Annotated in this window: 19 protein-coding genes and 1 pseudogene; 8 read left to right on the forward strand and 12 right to left on the reverse strand. The window is 42.1% G+C overall.

Annotated elements, in window-relative coordinates; translation table 11 throughout:
- Nucleotides 1-323 precede the first annotated feature (323 nt).
- A complete protein-coding gene (gene mgsA, locus JFU01_RS00005; RefSeq protein WP_195855338.1) occupies nucleotides 324-791 on the reverse strand; it encodes a methylglyoxal synthase in 468 nt (155 codons plus the stop codon).
- 95 nt (nucleotides 792-886) lie between these two features.
- Nucleotides 887-2,107: a sodium/glutamate symporter gene (locus JFU01_RS00010; RefSeq protein ID WP_195855339.1), complete on the reverse strand. Its 1,221-nt coding sequence runs from the start codon at nucleotides 2,105-2,107 to the stop codon at nucleotides 887-889.
- A gap of 355 nt (nucleotides 2,108-2,462) precedes the next feature.
- Here JFU01_RS00010 and racE point away from each other — a divergent pair, with 355 nt between their 5' ends.
- The 6 genes and pseudogenes from racE (at nucleotide 2,463) to JFU01_RS00040 (ending at nucleotide 7,005) form a co-directional block, all read left to right on the forward strand.
- Nucleotides 2,463-3,284, forward strand: a complete 822-nt coding sequence (gene racE, locus JFU01_RS00015) for a glutamate racemase (protein WP_195855340.1) — start codon at nucleotides 2,463-2,465, stop codon at nucleotides 3,282-3,284.
- Between the two features lie 3 nt (nucleotides 3,285-3,287).
- Nucleotides 3,288-3,902 (forward strand): XTP/dITP diphosphatase, encoded by a 615-nt coding sequence (locus JFU01_RS00020; protein ID WP_195855341.1) that lies wholly within the window; start codon nucleotides 3,288-3,290, stop codon nucleotides 3,900-3,902.
- Nucleotides 3,899-4,399, forward strand: coding sequence for a metallophosphoesterase (locus JFU01_RS00025; protein ID WP_195855342.1), 501 nt, complete (start codon nucleotides 3,899-3,901; stop codon nucleotides 4,397-4,399). Before JFU01_RS00020 ends, JFU01_RS00025 begins: the two co-directional genes overlap by 4 nt.
- A 454-nt stretch (nucleotides 4,400-4,853) precedes the next feature.
- Nucleotides 4,854-5,550, forward strand: a pseudogene (locus JFU01_RS00030) (conjugal transfer protein).
- A 185-nt stretch (nucleotides 5,551-5,735) separates the two neighbouring features.
- A complete protein-coding gene (locus JFU01_RS00035; protein WP_195855343.1) occupies nucleotides 5,736-6,245 on the forward strand; it encodes a MarR family transcriptional regulator in 510 nt (169 codons plus the stop codon).
- 1 nt (nucleotide 6,246) lies between these two features.
- On the forward strand, nucleotides 6,247-7,005 hold the full coding sequence (locus tag JFU01_RS00040; protein WP_195855344.1) for a hypothetical protein: 759 nt from the start codon (nucleotides 6,247-6,249) through the stop codon (nucleotides 7,003-7,005).
- Nucleotides 7,006-7,148: 143 nt separating this feature from the next.
- Here the strand turns inward: JFU01_RS00040 and JFU01_RS00045 are convergent, their stop codons facing one another.
- Nucleotides 7,149-8,036: a mechanosensitive ion channel family protein gene (locus JFU01_RS00045; RefSeq protein ID WP_195855345.1), complete on the reverse strand. Its 888-nt coding sequence runs from the start codon at nucleotides 8,034-8,036 to the stop codon at nucleotides 7,149-7,151.
- Between the two features lie 167 nt (nucleotides 8,037-8,203).
- On the opposite strand from JFU01_RS00045, the gene JFU01_RS00050 reads away from it, so the two are divergent.
- Together JFU01_RS00050 and JFU01_RS00055 are read left to right on the forward strand one after the other, a co-directional pair.
- Nucleotides 8,204-8,722, forward strand: a complete 519-nt coding sequence (locus JFU01_RS00050; RefSeq protein WP_013668516.1) for a DUF948 domain-containing protein — start codon at nucleotides 8,204-8,206, stop codon at nucleotides 8,720-8,722.
- A gap of 43 nt (nucleotides 8,723-8,765) precedes the next feature.
- A complete protein-coding gene (locus tag JFU01_RS00055; RefSeq protein ID WP_070559836.1) occupies nucleotides 8,766-9,260 on the forward strand; it encodes a YtxH domain-containing protein in 495 nt (164 codons plus the stop codon).
- A 117-nt stretch (nucleotides 9,261-9,377) separates the two neighbouring features.
- Here JFU01_RS00055 and JFU01_RS00060 read toward each other — a convergent pair whose 3' ends face one another.
- From JFU01_RS00060 to JFU01_RS00100, 9 genes are read right to left on the reverse strand one after another with little or no spacing between them, the layout of a single operon-like run.
- On the reverse strand, nucleotides 9,378-10,034 hold the full coding sequence (locus tag JFU01_RS00060; RefSeq protein WP_195855346.1) for a V-type ATP synthase subunit D: 657 nt from the start codon (nucleotides 10,032-10,034) through the stop codon (nucleotides 9,378-9,380).
- Nucleotides 10,034-11,467 (reverse strand): V-type ATP synthase subunit B, encoded by a 1,434-nt coding sequence (locus JFU01_RS00065; RefSeq protein WP_195851077.1) that lies wholly within the window; start codon nucleotides 11,465-11,467, stop codon nucleotides 10,034-10,036. The genes JFU01_RS00060 and JFU01_RS00065 overlap by 1 nt, the downstream gene beginning before the upstream one ends.
- Nucleotides 11,468-11,479: 12 nt before the next feature.
- The gene (locus tag JFU01_RS00070) at nucleotides 11,480-13,243 is read right to left on the reverse strand and encodes a V-type ATP synthase subunit A (RefSeq protein WP_195855347.1); all 1,764 of its coding nucleotides are present in this window, start codon (nucleotides 13,241-13,243) and stop codon (nucleotides 11,480-11,482) included.
- Nucleotides 13,244-13,246: 3 nt separating this feature from the next.
- Nucleotides 13,247-13,825: a hypothetical protein gene (locus JFU01_RS00075; protein WP_195855348.1), complete on the reverse strand. Its 579-nt coding sequence runs from the start codon at nucleotides 13,823-13,825 to the stop codon at nucleotides 13,247-13,249.
- Nucleotides 13,826-13,839: 14 nt separating this feature from the next.
- Entirely contained in the window at nucleotides 13,840-14,148 is a 309-nt protein-coding gene (locus JFU01_RS00080) for a V-type ATP synthase subunit F (protein ID WP_111821837.1), read from the reverse strand.
- On the reverse strand, nucleotides 14,148-14,594 hold the full coding sequence (locus JFU01_RS00085) for an ATP synthase subunit C (RefSeq protein ID WP_082702867.1): 447 nt from the start codon (nucleotides 14,592-14,594) through the stop codon (nucleotides 14,148-14,150). Before JFU01_RS00085 ends, JFU01_RS00080 begins: the two co-directional genes overlap by 1 nt.
- A 52-nt stretch (nucleotides 14,595-14,646) precedes the next feature.
- Nucleotides 14,647-16,596, reverse strand: coding sequence for a V-type ATP synthase subunit I (locus tag JFU01_RS00090; protein WP_195855349.1), 1,950 nt, complete (start codon nucleotides 16,594-16,596; stop codon nucleotides 14,647-14,649).
- A gap of 14 nt (nucleotides 16,597-16,610) precedes the next feature.
- A complete protein-coding gene (locus JFU01_RS00095; RefSeq protein ID WP_195855350.1) occupies nucleotides 16,611-17,648 on the reverse strand; it encodes a V-type ATPase subunit in 1,038 nt (345 codons plus the stop codon).
- Nucleotides 17,641-17,970 (reverse strand): hypothetical protein, encoded by a 330-nt coding sequence (locus JFU01_RS00100; RefSeq protein ID WP_195854043.1) that lies wholly within the window; start codon nucleotides 17,968-17,970, stop codon nucleotides 17,641-17,643. Before JFU01_RS00100 ends, JFU01_RS00095 begins: the two co-directional genes overlap by 8 nt.
- Between the last annotated feature and the right edge of the window lie 294 nt (nucleotides 17,971-18,264).

Raw genomic sequence — 18,264 nt, forward strand, 5'->3', positions numbered from 1 at the left:
CTTACACTATATCTAAAAAAAGAAATAGCTCGAAGATAAATCCGTCGATTTACCTTCGAGCTAATCTTAGTATGTTTCTTATCCTTATGAATGCGATTTATTACGCAGCCTTTCCCATTGACGACTTTTTGATGGCAAGAACCCAGTTAAATACTGATTTTGTCGTCTATGCCTTATACCTTTCAGTGTTTGTCTTGTCAGCCCTATTATGGTGGAATAACCATAACTGGCGGCAGGTTGAGCACTAGAAAATAAGTAAAAAAGAAAAGGTCAACTCGGATTCTCTCTTAATCGAGAAGTCTGAGTTGACCTTATTATTTTGCTCAATCTTCTTTAAGTGGGCGGTTGACGCTGCCGTGACTGAGATTTTCGCGAATGTCGCGGTTAACCTGTCCCTCGGCATAGTCCTCTCGCCAATTGATTAACCCCGCGCCCAAGCCGCGGACTAGCACTTCTGCACTGCCAATATTGGTCGCTAAGGGAACATTGTAGACATCACAAAGACGAATCAGGGCATTCACATCTGGTTCATGAGGCATGGCCGCTAAGGGGTCTCTTAAGAAGATGACGCAATCGATCTGATTTTGTGAAACTTCAGCTCCAATTTGCTGGTCACCACCTAAGGGACCCGATTGGTAACAATGGACTTTGATACCAGTCGCTTGACTGACGCGTTTGCCAGTGGTCCCGGTCGCCACTAAGTCATGCTGACTGAGAATATCCTGGTAGGCAGTGGTCAATTGGATCATGAGTTCTTTCTTACTGTCGTGGGCAATGAGTGCTATCCGCATGAGGGTCTTCCTTTCCTGTGAAATAGAACATTGTTCATATCTATCATAAACAAATTATCAGGGAAAAGAAAGTTAAGCGATGACTACCAGCTGGCCTAAGCAATCAGATGGATGAAGCCGTAGATAGCAAAGATATTGATAAAATCAATAAAGAGGGCTCCCACGATAGAAACTGCTAGAAAGGCTAAAGGGCTAGCACCATATTCATGAGTGATTTGCCGCATGCAGGCCATGGCGTTGGAGGAGGACCCCATCCCAAAGCCAATAAATCCTGCAGTCATCACGGCCGAGTCGTAATTTTTCCCCATAGTATGAAAGACAATATAACGAGCAAAAGCTAGAGTAACGACTGTTTCTGCCACAATAATTAAAAGCATGGGTAGAGCCATATCAATAATGGTCCATAACTCTAATCCCACCATGGTTAAGGCTAGAAAGAGATTGAGAGAGATATCTGAAGTCACATCCAGAGCAGCATCATCAAGGATAGAGTGCTCCTTGGCATCAGAAATATTACGGGCGGTGGCTGCCACAATCATCGGACCAATATAAACGGGGAAGGTGATTCCACCCACTAATTTTCCTACGACTGTGTTAATGATTTCAGTGACAAAGGTTCCTACAAAAATCACTAGTAAGGTGCCATACAACATATAACCAATCCGTTCAGCGGTTAAGCGTTGGTGCTGGGGATGGCGGTGGTAGCGGTTGCTAGTATTTGCTGAGGCATTCTCATCTTTAGCGGATAGGGAGTATTTTTTGGCAATACCTGAGGCAATTGGACCACCAGAAAGTGAGCCCAATACAATTCCCAAAGTAGCTGCAATAATCCCTACCGAGGTCGCATTGTCATAACCCAAGTTGACAATAGTAGGGGAGACAGCTGCCGCCGTCCCTGGGCCGCCGACTAAGGCAGGGGAACCGAGCAATAGGGCCAAGGGACCGGGGATATCTAGGAATTTACCTAAGACTAGGGCTAGGATATTTTGAATAAAAATGGCTAAAATGGCAATAAAGAGGAACTTCATCACCACACCCTTAGCCCGTGATAGGGCTTGGATACTAGCGGAAAAACCAATGGTGGTAAAGTATACCACCATAAATAGGGTAGACAAGGAAGTGTCCAAGTTAAATGTGACCAGGTTAGTCAAACGTAAAAACATGTTGACTAAGGCAAAGGCTAAGCCACCTACAATGGCAGGGGGCAGGGAATATTCTTCGAGCACCGGAAAGACATTGGTCATCCACTTACCAAAAAATAAGGCAAGCACTGCAAGGCCGAGTGTCTGAACGATATCAAAATTAATTGTAATCATATAATCGCTCCTCAATATGATTGAACATTGTATGTAAATAAGTACTTATAATTATAATACCATGTAATATAAATTAATGTCATTAATTATGTCATTTAATATATCATATTGATCCACTGACTAATAAAATCATTGCTAATTAAAAGCAGAGTAAATCCTATCAAATTAGGGCTTTCCGGAAGATTTAAACTTTTAAGGTCTCAATAAATTGTAATAAAAAATAACATTAGAAAAGACTCCTTTCTGTTAAGCACCTGAGCCTCAATATTTTTAGCTAAGTGATTACTATAATTAGAAAAGCACTTTTGCTATAATAGAAGTATTGATTTGAGTTTTTATTGTTAGGAGTGTCACCATGAAGCGTCCCATTGGTTTTCTCGATTCAGGAGTGGGTGGCTTAACTGTCGTCAAAGAAGCCATGCGTCAGTTGCCCAATGAGTCGATAATTTATATTGGGGATAATGCCCGCTGTCCTTATGGGCCCCGGCCAGAGGCAGAGATTAACGAATTCACCCAAGAATTAGTTGATTTCCTCCTGGAGCAAAATATTAAAATGCTTGTGATTGCTTGCAATACAGCGACAGCAGTGTCACTGGAGCGGATCCGCCAACGGGTGAATATACCGGTCATTGGTGTTATCCACCCCGGTGCCCGGGCAGCTAATCGATATAGTGAAAACGGCCATATCGGGATTTTGGCTACTGAAGCCACCATTAATAGTCATTTCTATCAAAATGTTTTATTGGACCATAACAAGCATTTAACCTTGTATCCTTTGGTCTGTTCCAAATTCGTGCCCTTAGTAGAAAGTGGCCAATATTCCTCGCCGATTGCTAAGAAGATCGTGGCTGAAAGTCTTTATGATTTGAAACAGACAGCTATTGATACCCTGATTCTGGGTTGTACCCATTATCCCTTATTAGCTCCTCTGATCCAAAAATTCATGGGGCCAGGGGTACGCTTGGTCAATTCCGGAGCAGAAACCGTGAGTGATGTTTCGGCAATTCTCGACCTCTATAATCTAGCGGAATCTTCATGGAACCCAGAAGCCACCACTTATCAGTTTTATACTACCGGAGGGGTGACCATGTTTAAGGACATTGCCAAGACCTGGCTGCAAAAAGATATTCCAGTCAGTCGGATTCCCCTCAGTCAATTAGAAGCAAAAAAGGAGTAGACCATGGCTAATAATGACCTCTTAATCGCCACCAAAAATCCTGGCAAGGCCAGGGAATTTCAACAATTATTTGCCCCCTTAGGTTTTAAAATCAAGACCCTTTTAGATTATCCCGAAATCAATGATATTCCAGAAACGGGATCCAGCTTTTTAGAAAACGCTAGTCAAAAAGCCAGTACAGCAGCAAAACTCTTACAGGTTCCCACTATTGCTGATGACTCTGGCTTGGAAATTGAAGCCCTAAATGGAGAACCAGGAATCTATTCGGCCCGCTATGCTGGCTTAGACAAGAATGATCAAGCCAACCGCCAAAAAGTCTTACTAGCTATGGAAGCTGTTCCTGATGGCAAGCGTCAAGCCCAATTTACCTGTGCCTTGGTTTTAAGTCATTCGGATGGCCAAGTCTATAAACATTATATTGGTCACTTGGCCGGAGAAATCCTAAGGGAAGAGCGGGGTAGTAAAGGCTTTGGTTATGATTCAATCTTTTATCTTCCAGACTACCAAAAAACTACAGCAGAAATTGACCCTGATTTAAAAAATAAGATCAGTCACCGTGGTCAAGCCATGGCCCAACTCAAAGCCGATATTGAAGCAGGAAAGGTGGAATTGCAATGAAAATATTACTAATCTCAGATAGTCATGGGGATAGCCAGATCTTATCAGACCTGGTTGCACGCTACCAAGACCAAGTTGACCTCATGCTCCATTGCGGTGATTCTGAATTAGATGCTAGCGACAGTATCTGGAATGTGATTGAACCGGTGAAGGGAAATTGCGATTTTGGTCCCTACCAGGCTGAGCGGATTATCGATACACCAGAAGGCCGGCTGATCTATACCCATGGCCACCTTTATGGGGTCAAGGCGGGAGTAGAGAAATACGCTGAATATGCTAAGAAACAAGACTGTCAAATTGCTGTCTATGGTCACACACATATCATGGATGACCAGGTCCTTGATGGGGTGCATTTAATTAACCCAGGTTCCGTAAGTTTCCCCCGTGGTAACTATCTCACCCCCACCTATGCCATCTTAGACTGGCAAGCTGACCAAGAAAAAGTCACCTTCTACCAAAGAAATGGCGAAAAAGTCCCCGAAAAATTCCTGCCATAAAATAGAGTGCGACAGTCACAACAAAGGACGAAACCGCTACGCATACTATATCTGTAACTCGCTAGCGCTTCGAACAGCTATAGCAACTGGAGAAAACTGGGATAAGCTCAGCAAAGCTGAGCGTTACCAGTTTTTGAAGTGGACGTTCGTCCTGTGACTGGAGCAGGTTTGGAATAGAGTGTGACTGGTGCGTCAAAAGGTAAGATCACTGGAGCTAAAGGGCAAGTGAATTCTCAAAGAGAATTCGCTGGCCTTTAGTGAAGTGGAGGTCGATCTGCATCCGGAGCACGTTTGGAATAGAGTGCGACAAGCGCAAAAAGGAGGCTAGGATGAAAATCCTAGCCTCCTTTTTGCGCTTGTCTAATAGTATTTTACTGTAGAAAGTCAGTGACCTTTTTTGGTGACCTTAATAAGTTGGACTTTATATTTGTAGAGAGTTGGCCTTTGGCTTTTATTGCCTTGTAGCCTTGCTTTTGGAATCTACAAAAACTTCACCGCCATTGATCAGTATACAACTCATGAAAAAGTGGTAGTGAAAGAGAAGGAGTACTCTTGGACAATACCTCACAGAAGAAGGACTCGCTTTGAGTCAAGAGATGGTTTGAGTAGATATTCCTACTAGTTCTGAAGTTCAACCAGTAAAAATCTTAGACGTTGAGAAGAGCTCAGAGAAATTTGTTGTTTCGTTTTTAGTGGAGCAAAAGATTACGGAAGGGAAAAAGACACAATCAATTTCTTCTGCTTATCGAGTGATGATCTTTGAAGATGAAAATAGGAATCATATTGTGACGTGTTTGCCTACCATGATTGCAAAACTTGATAAGGCAAAGTACGAGGTAAAACAAGTAGAAAGTGATTCGGAAATTGATGCCAAAACCACAGAAGAAATCCCTGAGTTTTTAGAGACATTTTTCAAACTTTATCCCGCAGTCTCAGAAAAAGAACTGGAGTATTATGTTGAAAAAGACGCAATGTGACCAATTAATACTAACTTGAAATTAGTGAATCCTATTTACAAACAAAATGGTAAAGCGATTCAAGTAATTGTTGGTGTTGTGTATCTTTATGAGTTGTCCAAAACAACAAGTGTTTTTCAGTATAGATTAAAACTAAACAAAAATAAAAATTGGACTATTAGCAATTGTGAATAAGTAAAAGATTATCTAAAAGCAATCCAACATTTGAAATTACGTCGTTCAAATGTTGTATCACTTTTAAGAAAACTAAGTAGTAGTGAAATATCTTTCAATTTATACATCAATTTGATAAATAAAAATAGAAATTAGTATAGCCCTAAACAAATTATTTGCGTTTTATTGTTTAGGGCTATACTATATTGGTAAAAGGAATAGAAAGAGGTGTTTATGTGGTTGATAAAATTCAGTTTAATCAAGTTATAGAAGAATTCATCAAAGTAAATAATTTAATGACTCATATTCAAAAACGACCAATCAGAATAACTAATGATCTAAAACTCAGCACGAGTATGATTCACTTGATCGATGTGATTGGAAATTATCCTGAAACTAGTATTACGGAACTAGCTGATCGATTAGGCGTTACCAAAGGAGCTGTATCCCAACAGATTCCCACTTTAAAGAAAATGAATCTTATAAGTGTTTCTCAAAAAAAGGGAAATAAGAAAACTAAACTCATATCGTTAACAAAATATGGGCGAAAGGTGTACGAATCACATAATTATTTACACGAAGAGCTTTATAGCTCAATAAATGAATCGTTAGAATCATTCTCACCAGACCAAATTTCAACCATTAAACAGATTCTAGAAAAAATATCTTATACAATCAAAGAATATCAAGTGAGTCTGACAAGAAAGGAAGATTAACATGAAAAAAATGATTTTTGAAATTGACGGACAAGTAGTTTCTAAAGAAAAGATTGATGAATGGGAACTTGGCCGTTTAGAAAAAGAATACAAATTCTTAAAGAAACATGGTTTTAAATTTAGTCAAAAGTTTAGTTCCTATCTAGAAAGTAAAGATGTAGACAATGCACGGTCTGAGTTAGGAAAATTGAAGTCTGCCTATCATCCAGAAACTTTTAGAAAACTTCTTAAAAGAAAGTATACTATCGGCAATTTTGCTTCGAAAATAGCAGCTATGTTATCAAGAGGTAGAAAATATAGTATTACAGAGTTTGTTATTCCAATCTCTAAAAAAACACCAGAAGAAGTTATGAATTCGATAGAAAAAATTATGTTAGAAAATACGGATGAGCATTTATATATGAATCTAGCTACTAATCCTGATCACTTCGTTCTAATCAGCACTTCTAAAAATGTGCAAGAGGTCGTTGAAATTACTGGAGGGTCGCCATTGCCAACTCGTTTCTTTGCATATTATGGTGATGAAACAGGGCTGACTTCCACGCTTGGTGAAGGATTCACTGTGCAAGCAGCTGGAGCAGCAAAATTAGAAGACGGAACTGTTATCGGCGGAGTTCGTCATCAAATTAAAAAAGAAGGGAATGGTTTACGATTTAGAGCTTTAGTTGAGTTTCCTTCACTTTTACCAAATTACATGATTAAGAAACACCAATATCATTTAGCCTGCGAGTTTAGACAATGGCTTGACTATACAGTTTAGTGAGTTGCTAAAAAAGCCGTCTTTTCAAAAGATTATAGAACCATTCAATTTAAACTCTAAAGAATATTTATCCAAAAAAATAACCCCCATAAGTTGAATTCTTAGTCCAACTTTTTGGGGGCACTACATTTGTCATGGCTTTTTTATTCGCCATCGTTTTTACTTTCGGCATGTTTATAATCGACGCTGATATGAGAGACAGCTCTTTGGGAGTCAGGTTGTTCTATGCCTGCTTCTCTTAAGGCATTGGTGAGTTCTTCATAATACTTGCTTTGAACATCTTCCTGGCTGCCGTTTACACAGAAGAAGCGGATGCGATAAACGAGTTGGTGGTCAATATTTCTAGTCACCCCTAGTAATACCGGTGGCTTAGATAGGTTCTCGTCGGGAGCCAAATCATCAAGACGTTTCTTAATGACAGTGACGAATTCATTAATATCGGTATCAGCAAAGTAAGACAGGTCGACTTCACTACGGATAGGGTTTCGTGAATTATTGACCACAACTTCAATTTGACGGTTAGGGATAAAATTCATCGTTCCATCGAAACCACGGATAACAGTGGTTTTAATCCCAATTTTTTCTACGATCCCGCTGACTTGGTCGATCACTACGGAATCACCAACGTCTAGCTGGTGTTCTAGCAGGATGAACATGCCGTTGACCATGTCGGTAACCAAGCCCTGAGCGCCAATACCTACTGCAATACTGGCTATCCCAGCACCAGCTAAGAGCGTGGCAACTGGGACGCCAAGAATAGCTAGGGTGGAATAACCCAGAAGGAAGTAGTAAACATACTGGGTAATGTTAGTGAGTAAGGCTTTCATGGTTTTGGAACGGTAGTTATTGTTGGAAAAACGGGCAGTTTTGTCAAAGTAGGTGTTAATCAAACGCACCGTAATCCGACGAATAATGTAGAGCAAGATTACCGTTAGAACCAACTGTAAGAGGGTGGTCAGTAAGTGGGATAAAATACTTTCAATATCGATATTGCCCAGATAATTGGTGAACCATTGACTGATGAATTGCATTGAGACTTTCCTTTCTTATTCATAGATATAGTTTATACGTTATTTCAATAAAGGTAAAGCCAAGCCACTGGAAGCGATTATATTTTGTATTATAGGTAAAAAATGGTATCATATAGGTATATTAAAAATAAGAAAGTCACTTAAAGATGTGAGGAGTGATGTATAGCATGACATGGAGTGAGATAGCGGCAATTATTGCTGCAGTATCCTTCGCTGTTTTAGTGGTTTTTCTTGTTTTATTTATCCGTCAATTGACACAAACCGTTAAGGAAGTTGTGAATACAGTTGATGAGGCCAATAAAACAATTGCCGTTCTCCGACGCGATGTCGACGGTATCTCAGTAGAAGCTCAAGGCCTACTTAACAAGACCAACCAACTACTGGAAGACGTTAACGGTAAGGTAGCTAAGGTTGATCCTTTATTCCAAGCAGTGGGAGATGTTGGGGTTTCCATTTCCGATGTGAATGATTCTACCCGCGATTTGGTATTGAATATCACCAATAAAGCGGATGAAAAAGTTGATCAAGCCAAAGCTGGTTATAAGAAAGTACGTCAAGCCAGTGAAAATAGCCAGGTTGATCCCAAGGTTTCTGGCTTTGAAAAGATTGGAAAATCAGCTAAATTACTTAAGAAAAAACGCGATATGCGTAAGGCTCAAGAACAATCTGAAACCAAGGCATTTTAGCCGATTAGTGTGAATGTGTTAAAAAGGAAAGGAAGTATATTTTATGTCAAATAAAACAGGTGCATTTTTACTCGGAGCAATTATCGGTGGATCAGCAGCGGCTGTAACCGCATTATTATTCGCACCAAAATCTGGTAAAGAATTACGTCAAGACATCAATGACCAAGCGAACAACTTAAAAGATACAGCCATGGACTATGCTGATCTTGCTATCGAAAAGGGTAACACCATCTACGAAGCAACCTCAGATGCAGCTAACGACATCCGCGTTAACTTACAAGAAAGTGCTGACACCCTTAAAGACTCCTTACAAGAAACTGGCCGTGTAGCCAACGAACAATACCACAAGGCTAAAGATGACGTCAAAGAAGCTTACGACTACACCAAGGAATATGTCGATGAAGCTGCCCAAGATGCTAAAGACGAAGCCAAAAAAGCTGGTAAAGAAGTCGAAGAAAAATCAAAAGACGTTGCAGACACCGCTAAAAAAGAAGCCAAAGACGGCAAGGAAGAAGCTAAAAACCAAGCTAAAAAATAAAGCTTAAGATAAATAAAAAGGAAGCTGGAATCAATCAGCTTCCTTTTTATTTTGGAGATATAAGGCAAGAAGGATAAATTAATAGACATAAAAAAGAAGCCTCTAGGGGCTTCTTTTTTATGCTTCAGACCGCATGCGTTCTTTTTGGGCTTCATCCTTGGCAGTAAGGATGCGTTTAACCACTTTGAGACGGGTGAATTCTTCTCTTTCCTTTTCTTCAAGGGCCGAGGAGATGTCTCTTTGGGCGTCTTGTAATTGCGGAATAGTGATATTTTTCAAGGCGTTAACCCGTTTTTGGGTTTTTTGGATATTTGAGGCTAGCCGGTAAGCTGCGTTTTCGACTTGGGCCAGTTGCATTTCTAAGTCCTTAACAGTTTCAAAGGCAATCCGGGCTTCATCCATTTTTGTGGTGGTTTGAGAGAAGGAATAGGCCGGTTGCATGGCTTCAGCCTGGTAGTCGACCTCAGGCACCTCACTGCCCATCACGCTACGAACTTTGAGGCTAAGACTATCGGATTGGGGCACATCTTGGGCCCAGTCCGCAATGGTATGTAAACCAATCTCACTCTGGGCTTCAAAGAGGCACTCATAGGCCTTTTGATAGGCTTCCTTTAATTGCTCTTGGACTTTCTTAGCCTTTTGCACCAGGGACATAATTTCATTCATTAAAATCATCCGTTTACGGTCCATTAATTCGTGGCCGTTCTTGGATAAGCGCAAGGTTTTTTCAACCTGCATGAGATTCCCCTTGGTAGGGGTGTGGTTGACTTCCATTAGTCCTCACCGTCCTGCTTACTATCCTTATCTAGGGCATCTTTTTTGTAAGAATAAGTGGTGTCTTCATAATATTTGTCGAGTAATTGACTATCCATCCGGTTTAACTCGGTCCGTGGGAAGGTCCGGAGTAGGTCCCAACCTAAGTTTAAGGTATCGGTAATAGTCCGGTTCTCATCTTGCTTTTGCCCAATAAATTCTTGTTCAAAGGCTTCCCCGAAGGCTAAGTATTTCTTATCTAAGTCAGAAAGTTCTTCTTCCCCGATAACCGATGCCAGCGAACGGGCATCAATAGCTTGGGAGTAAGCGGCGAAGAGTTGGTTAGAGACCGCGTCATGGTCCTCACGGGTGTAGCCGTCCCCAATCCCGTCCTTCATTAAACGTGACAAGGAAGGCAGGGGATTAATTGGTGGATAGATATTTTTCCCTTCAATACTCCGGTCCAATACCACCTGACCTTCAGTAATATAACCGGTAAGGTCAGGGATCGGGTGGGTGATGTCATCGTTAGGCATGGTTAGAATTGGAATTTGGGTCACTGAACCTTGCCGCCCTTTAACAATACCCGCCCGTTCATAGATAGTAGCTAACTCGGAATAGAGGTAGCCAGGATAACCTTTACGGGATGGAATTTCTTGCTTAGCATTAGAAACTTCACGCAGGGCTTCACAGAAGGAAGTCATATCGGTTAAGATAACCAGGACATGCTTACCTAAATCATAGGCCAAGTATTCCGCGGTAGTGAGGGCCATCCGTGGGGTAATCAAACGTTCCATCACGGGATCGTCAGCGGTATTAACGAACATAGTAACGTGTTCCATAGCGCCACTCTCTTCAAAGGACCGCTTAAAGAAATCGGCCACATCGTGTTTAACCCCCATGGCTGCAAAGACGACCGCAAATTCGCCGTCTACGCCGTCACCGAGTTTGGCTTGCTTAGCAATTTGAGCAGCCAGTTGGTTATGGGGCATCCCATCACCGGAGAAAATCGGTAACTTTTGCCCGCGAATCAGGGTAGTTAAGCCGTCAATGGCGGAAAAACCGGTTTCGATATAGTCACGCGGATAGATCCGTGAGACCGGGTTAAGGGGCGCTCCATTGACATCACGGCTCACTTCAGCGTGGATAGCGCCTAAGCCGTCAATGGGTTGGCCGATCCCGTTAAAGGTCCGTCCTAAGATATCAGGACCTAGGCCTAATTCCATCCCCTTACCGGTAAAGTGGGTATGGGTGTTATCCAAGGACATTCCAGTAGTCGAGTCAAAAACCTGTATCAGGGCATGTTCGCCTTCAATTGTGATGATTTGACCCACTTTTTGGTCAGAACGGTTAGTTCGGAAGCGGACAATGTCACCATAGGCCGCCCCCCTAACACCGTCGACCACGACAAGAGGGCCTTCAATCGAACTTAATCCTAAATATTCAATTGCCATTTATTTTCCCCCTTATCCATTTTCTTGCATTGCTTTTTCATAGAAACGATCGATATCTTCATAATAATGATCAAATGCTTCCAAGTCATCATTTGGCACATCAAACTTCATGGTAATTAATTGGTTAAAAATATCAGCCTTAGCGATGTAAGACATTGGCATCCCCCATTGAACCAATTGTTGGCAGCGGGAATGTAGATAGAGAATCACATCTAACATCTTGGCTTGCTTAGCAATCGGCACCGCTTGGTCGATTTCGTGGAAGGTGTTTTGTTGTAAGAAACCTAAACGAATAATTCGTGCGGTTTGAAGGGTCAATTTTTGCGAATCAGGTAAGATATCTGAACCAATTAATTTAACGATTTCATTTAATTCATCTTCTTCGTGGAGTAGGGCCATCATTTGTGAGCGGTTTTCCACGAATTCTTCGGAAACCTGTTTATTATACCAAGCCGTTAAGTCATCCACATATTGAGAATAGGAATTCATCCAGTTAATGGCTGGGTAGTGACGGGCATGGGCCAGGTTGGCATCCAGTCCCCAGAAACAACGGACAAAACGCTTGGTGTTTTGGGTCACGGGTTCAGAGAAGTCCCCACCTTGAGGGGAGACCGCCCCGATAATTGACACTGAACCATTATCGTGATTGAGGGTTTCCATGTCGCCGGCTCTTTCATAGAAGGTTGCGATCCGGCTAGCCAGGTAGGCAGGATAACCTTCTTCAGCTGGCATTTCTTCCAAACGGCCCGATAATTCACGTAAGGCTTCCGCCCAACGGGAAGTAGAGTCGGCCATAATGGCTACGTCATAACCCATATCCCGATAATATTCGGCAATGGTTAGGCCGGTATAAATGGAAGCTTCCCGAGCTGCCACTGGCATATTGGAAGTGTTAGCGATTAAGACGGTCCGTTCCATTAATGGGGCGTTAGAACGCGGGTCAATCAGTTTAGAGAAATCTTCCAAGACTTCGGTCATTTCATTGCCCCGTTCCCCACAACCAATGTAGACAATGACATCGGCATCGGCAAACTTAGCGATTTGGTGTTGCATGGTGGTTTTCCCAGTACCGAAACCACCTGGAATGGCCGCTGTCCCCCCCTTAGCAATCGGGAAGACGGTATCAATAATCCGTTGTCCAGTGAGCAGTGGGGTAGTACTTTCTAGACGCTTCGCCACAGGGCGTGGGGTACGAATCGGCCATTTTTGATAGGCCTTGACTTGGTATTCCTCACCATTAAATTGGCGGATAGTAGCTAGGGTCTCTTCAATGGTATAAGAACCAGAAGCTACTACATCAATCACTTCACCGACCACAGAATTAGGGACCATGATTTTATGCTTAATGGCTTGGGTTTCTTGGACTTCAGCGATGACGTCCCCAGCTGATACTTGGTCACCGACTTGAACGGTCGGGGTGATTTGCCAAGCTTTTTGGCGGTCGAGCGAGTCGACATTGACGCCTCTTTTAATATAGAAACCACTGGATTCAGCGATATCTTCTAGGGGCCGTTCAATCCCATCGTAGATATTGTTCAAGAGACCAGGGCCCAGTTCAACCGTCATGGCTGAGCCACTCCCGTAAATAGGTTCGCCTGGTTTTAAGCCGGCGGTCTCTTCGTAGACTTGGATGGTGGTTTTCGCTTGGTCGATACGAATGACTTCGCCAACTAAGCGACTCTTACCGACATGGACCAATTCTTGCATGGAAAAATCGGTATTACCCTTGACGGTAACAATGGGGCCATTAATGGCATAAATTGTATTTTCTCCCATCGATTAATCAGCCTCCTTAATGACAAAGTTTTCTTTGAGGCGGTCAAGAAAGGTTAAGAAGGAGTAGTCTACTAAGATTTGACGCTCTCTTAATACCGCCCGGATGCCGCCCATGAAGGGGCGGTCAGAGATAATGATAGGGTGGGAAGCATAACTTTCTAATTGACTTCTTAAATGACTATCATTTTCATCGATGTAGAGGTCGTATTTTTCACGACCTGCGTAGGCTTGAATATTCTTCAGCATTTTTTTCAATTGTTCAATATAAGCCTCACTCTTTTGATAGCTTTCGATTTGCTTGGTGAAGGTTTGGAAGAGAGTCAATTTCATGTTCTCTTCGGTTAAGAACAATTCCCGTTGTTGGTTGATTTGAATTTGAGAAATGGCCTTATTATTTTCCTTGCGTAAGGCTTCTTTTTCGTTAACTAAACGGTGAGCAAAGGTTTCATCAGTTTGTACTTGAAATTTTTGGTAATCGTCTTCTAGCGTTTGCCGATATTGGTTAATTTGTTGGTCAATTTCAGCTTGGCTTTGTTGGGTCACTTGATCCTTAAAATAAGCCATTTTTTCTTCAAGTTTCATACTAGGCTCCTCTCCTAAATGGATATCCCAATGGCACGCTGGATGGTGTCAGCGATTGAGGATTGTTCGGATGCATATTCATTGGGGCCTAACATCTCTACAATCAGAGGTGTTGAGCGGTTGAATCGCACCTCATCGACTAGGTCCTGGTGGTCAGCAATCAGCTGGGGCGAAATCATCAAAACACCAATATCATTTCTTTCCAAGACTGCTTGAAAAGCCTCTTCAAATGAATTGTGGTCCTTGATCAAGACGCCATCAACGCCCACCAGTTTCATCCCGGTTAAGGAATGCACATTATCGCTAATGAGATATTGTTTCATTAAAGTTGACCTAGGATAGAGAAGGAAACAATTAAACCGAAGAGGGAGATACCTTCAGCCAAACCAACAAAGATCAATGAACGACCAAAGATAGAAGCGTCTTCACTAATGGCACCAAGAGCTGCAGAAGCAGAGTTAGATACGGCAATACCAGCACCCACACAGGAGAGACCAGTAGAAAGGGCAGCACCGATAAAACCTAAGCCACGGGCTAAACCGTCACTAGCAGCGCCTGCTTCTTGACCAGCCGCAAAGGCCACTTCTGGGTGGTAGGCAATAATTAAAGCAATGGCAATTCCTGATACCAGGGCAAAGACATTCCAAGCCAAGGTTTTCTTATAACGTTCCCGACCGGCATGGCCTAAGAAGTAATAAGCGCCTGGAAGGACAAAAGCAAGGATAAAGGTTAGGGCAATAGTTAATTTAAGCATAGTAGCAATAGACATTTTCATTCTCCTTTTTAAAAAATTAAATTGAATTAAATCGACAACTTATGAATTATGACTTGGTTGATGACCAGACGCTCTTGAACTCAATCCCGTCGCCCTTGTAGAAGTGACTGAAGAGTTCATAGAATTCTAGCCGTAAGACTTGGATAAAGACAACCAAACCTTCGAATCCAGTGACAAAGAGGTTACCTAAGATAAAGACCAACCAGTTAGGGTTATTACCTTCTAGATTGGCAAACATTAAAACAATCCCCATCATAACGCCGTGGCTGATGGCAAAGGCACCCACCCGGACAAAGGAAATGGTGTTGGAAATAAAGGATAATAAGGTTTCAAAAGCTTCAAAGAAAACGGTGATTAATTGAATCACGATTCCGTCTTCATTATCGGCTTTTTTCTTTTCAATAAAGTTAATGATTTGTTCCTTAAAACCAATGCAGAGTAGGGCAATCACCATCACGGCAATAATAATGCCTAGGGCAGGTAAGGAATGACCGGTCATGTAGAGGACCAGGGTTAAAACCATTAATCCGTAGAAAATTAAGCCCATGAGGCCATTGCGGTCGAAGATGGCTTCCAATTTTTCGCCTTCTTTAAGCCGTAAGACAAAATTCATCAGCATGGTTAAGAGAATTAAGAACATCCCAAAGCAAACTGACACCACAAAGACCGTGTTCAAAGTTCCAAAGAAGGGCACATTGGTCATGGCCTTACTTGGACTCAACCAGATCGGTTCAATAATCTTGTCTTCAATTCCAAACACGGAACCGTATAAGAAACCGAAAAGCATCGACGAAATACCCACTGGCAAGAACATCTTGGCCATGGCGACTTTAGGTAGATGGTAGGACGCTAAACCCAGTAAAAAGAGTAAGAGTCCGTGGCCCACGTCCCCAAACATGGCCCCAAACATTAAGGAATAGGTTACCGCCACTAAGGGTGTAGGGTCCATCTCTTCATAATTGGGGGTCCCATACATCTTAGTGATCATGCGAAAGGGTTTGGTAAAAAAATTATTCTTCAATTTCGTGGGAGGTTCGATATTATCTTCATCACTATCGTCTTCAATATAGATGGTCACGTTAGGATCATCTTTGACGTCGTTGACTAAGGACTTGGCATCATCTTCATCCATCCAACCGATTAAGAGGTAGCGGGTTTCCTTCTTAGCAAATTCATTTCGGGTAATGGCTGCATAGCGGCGGACGCCAAAGGCCTTGGATAACTTATGGAGACGTTGTTTAGCTTCCAGTAAGTTGTCTCTAACAGGTAGGAGGAAGGCTTTAAGCTTGGTTTCTAGATCAGCTTGCATCTTCTTGAGTTTTTGGATTTCGCCTTGGTAACGGCTGAGAATGTCTTTAAAAGTCCCGCTTTCTTCAGGCAGGTAAATTCTTTGCCATGCTAAGGAGAAATACAAAGCGTCTACCCGTTGCCGGGCTTCAGCAGGCACAAAGTAAAGGCCATAAACATAGCCGTCTTCGGTCTTAGATGGAATAAAGATGGAAGGAATCATATTATCGATATATTTTTTAAACTTGCGATAGTTGGCTTCGGTAAAGCGGCCAAAGCGAAACTTAATCTTTTCCATGGAAAGAATATCGGCTAAGTTATAGTCGATTTCAGAAAAAGGCAGGTAGGTGTGGTAGTCAGCCTCTAACTTTTCCAGTGATTCATTGACTTCATTTAATTGCCCTTGGACATCGGAGCAATCTTTTTCGACCTCAGTCACTAGACGCTTGATATAGTCAAAGTCTAAGTCGCGACAATCGCCTTCTAATTCTTCTTCTTCATCACTCGTGATTTGTAATAAGTTATCAATCCGATCAGCCCAGGGTTGGTAGGGATCAGGACTGGTATAGGGTTTTAAAGTCTGTATTTCTGATAATTCCTTTAGCGTATTTTCTAAATGAATATCATAATGACTTAAGTATTGGTCAGCCATCCGGTCGATATCATCACGGGGACCAGATATGTTGACCATACTCATCTTTGTAATCATCCAAGGAACTCCTTTCAATTATGGAATGGCATAGTAACAGGGGATTGGTAGGCAATGGCTTCGACCTTTTCCTTGAGGAGGTCAGCTTCCAATTCTTTGAGGCTGAGATAGTCAAAGAGGGGCAAAACCGACTGCGGTAAACTCTTAGCAAAACGGTGCTCAATGGTCTTTAACCAAGCCTTTTGTTGCTTGAGGCCTACCACTTTATTTTCTCCACTCTTGAATAAATCTTGGTAGCCCAAGTTGGTCAAGAGGTTGAAAAAAGTGTTCTTGTCCTGACTAGCCAGGAGGGCACTGATATTTGCTTCATTGAGATAGCGACCTGGGCTAAAGAGTTGCGACCGGATAAAGTTCTCATCCACCTTATAGTAGAATTTCAAACGAAAAATGGTCCGGATATTGGCTAAATCCATCTCACTACCAAATAACTTCTTAAAGCGGGTCAGGGCCTTATCATTAAGTACCCGACTGGCCTTCTTCCAAACCAAGACCGCACAGTATTGTTCAAAGACGGTACTGATAATGTAATGGTTGTAGTCGTGGTCGTGGAAATAATCATGGTAATCCTCAAAGAATTTACCGTAATCGGTATCTCTAAAGGTATCAATAGCATCAAGGACCGATGTCTTGGTAATCAGTTCACCGATGTGAAAGTGGCGGTGTTTTTCCAAGTAGTCAGTAAAGGGGTTGACGACAAAGGGGACCGATTCTTGGCGTTCCAAGCCTCTGAGCACCTTGGTGATAAATTCGCGTTCAAAACGAATCCCATAGACTGACAAGGCCGCCCGTTGTTCGAAACCAGAAAAGCGGTAGAGCTTGAGAAAGTCATAGCGCAAGCCCCGATCAATCAGTTCAATCAAGTTTTCCGCAGTGAGGTCAAGCTTATTCTGTTCGCTGGGCATCACTTGGTGGTAGGAGGGCAATTGGTCGAGGACCTGGTAGAGGTCTGACAAGGTATAACCTGCTAAGCGGTCATCGATTTCTTCTGGAGTCAAGACAAGGCTCCCCTTCATGGCCCGGACCTTGGTGTTGATAGCGGTATAGTTAGTCATCGCCTGTCACTCCGAGTGCCTGTAATTGATTGAAGAAATCCTTGAGGTAGCTGTCTTGATCATGATCAACGAGCTGTTTGATTTGCTCCATTTGTCGGTTGTAACTTGCTTGCAAGTCTTGGGTACGTTGCTCGCGTAAGTCTTGGTTACGGGCTTGGACCCTGGCTAATTCTTCGTCATACTTATCTTGAGCTTGCTTCTTATAATCAGCTTTTTTTTGATCATAGTCTTGACGCAAGGCTAATTTTTCTTCTTGAACACTCTCAAGATGACGATTGGCATCAACTTCCATATGGTGCAATTGCTCTATGATTTTATCCATCTATTCCACCATCCTTCTTTTTTTATTTTATAAGCACAAAGCCAGTTTGAGCTCTGCAATTCATTATAGGACAGAAGGCAATTAAAGTCATTTTTACCCGGGATGAAATCTTGCAAAAACAGTAAAAAGTCGGCGCTTGCTGACGATTTTTGCATGGATAAAAATGATAGCGTTTTAGCAATTTGACATTTTTGGCCTCAGACGGATGAGAGTCAGCAAACTGATTTTTAGCTTAAAAAGCTGAGAAAATTAAAAATAAAAAGTAAAGATTTTGCGGACCAATAAGTAGGCGGT

The sequence above is a fragment of the Aerococcus sp. Group 2 genome (genome assembly GCF_905125285.1).
Taxonomy (GTDB): Bacteria; Bacillota; Bacilli; order Lactobacillales; family Aerococcaceae; genus Aerococcus; species Aerococcus urinae_E.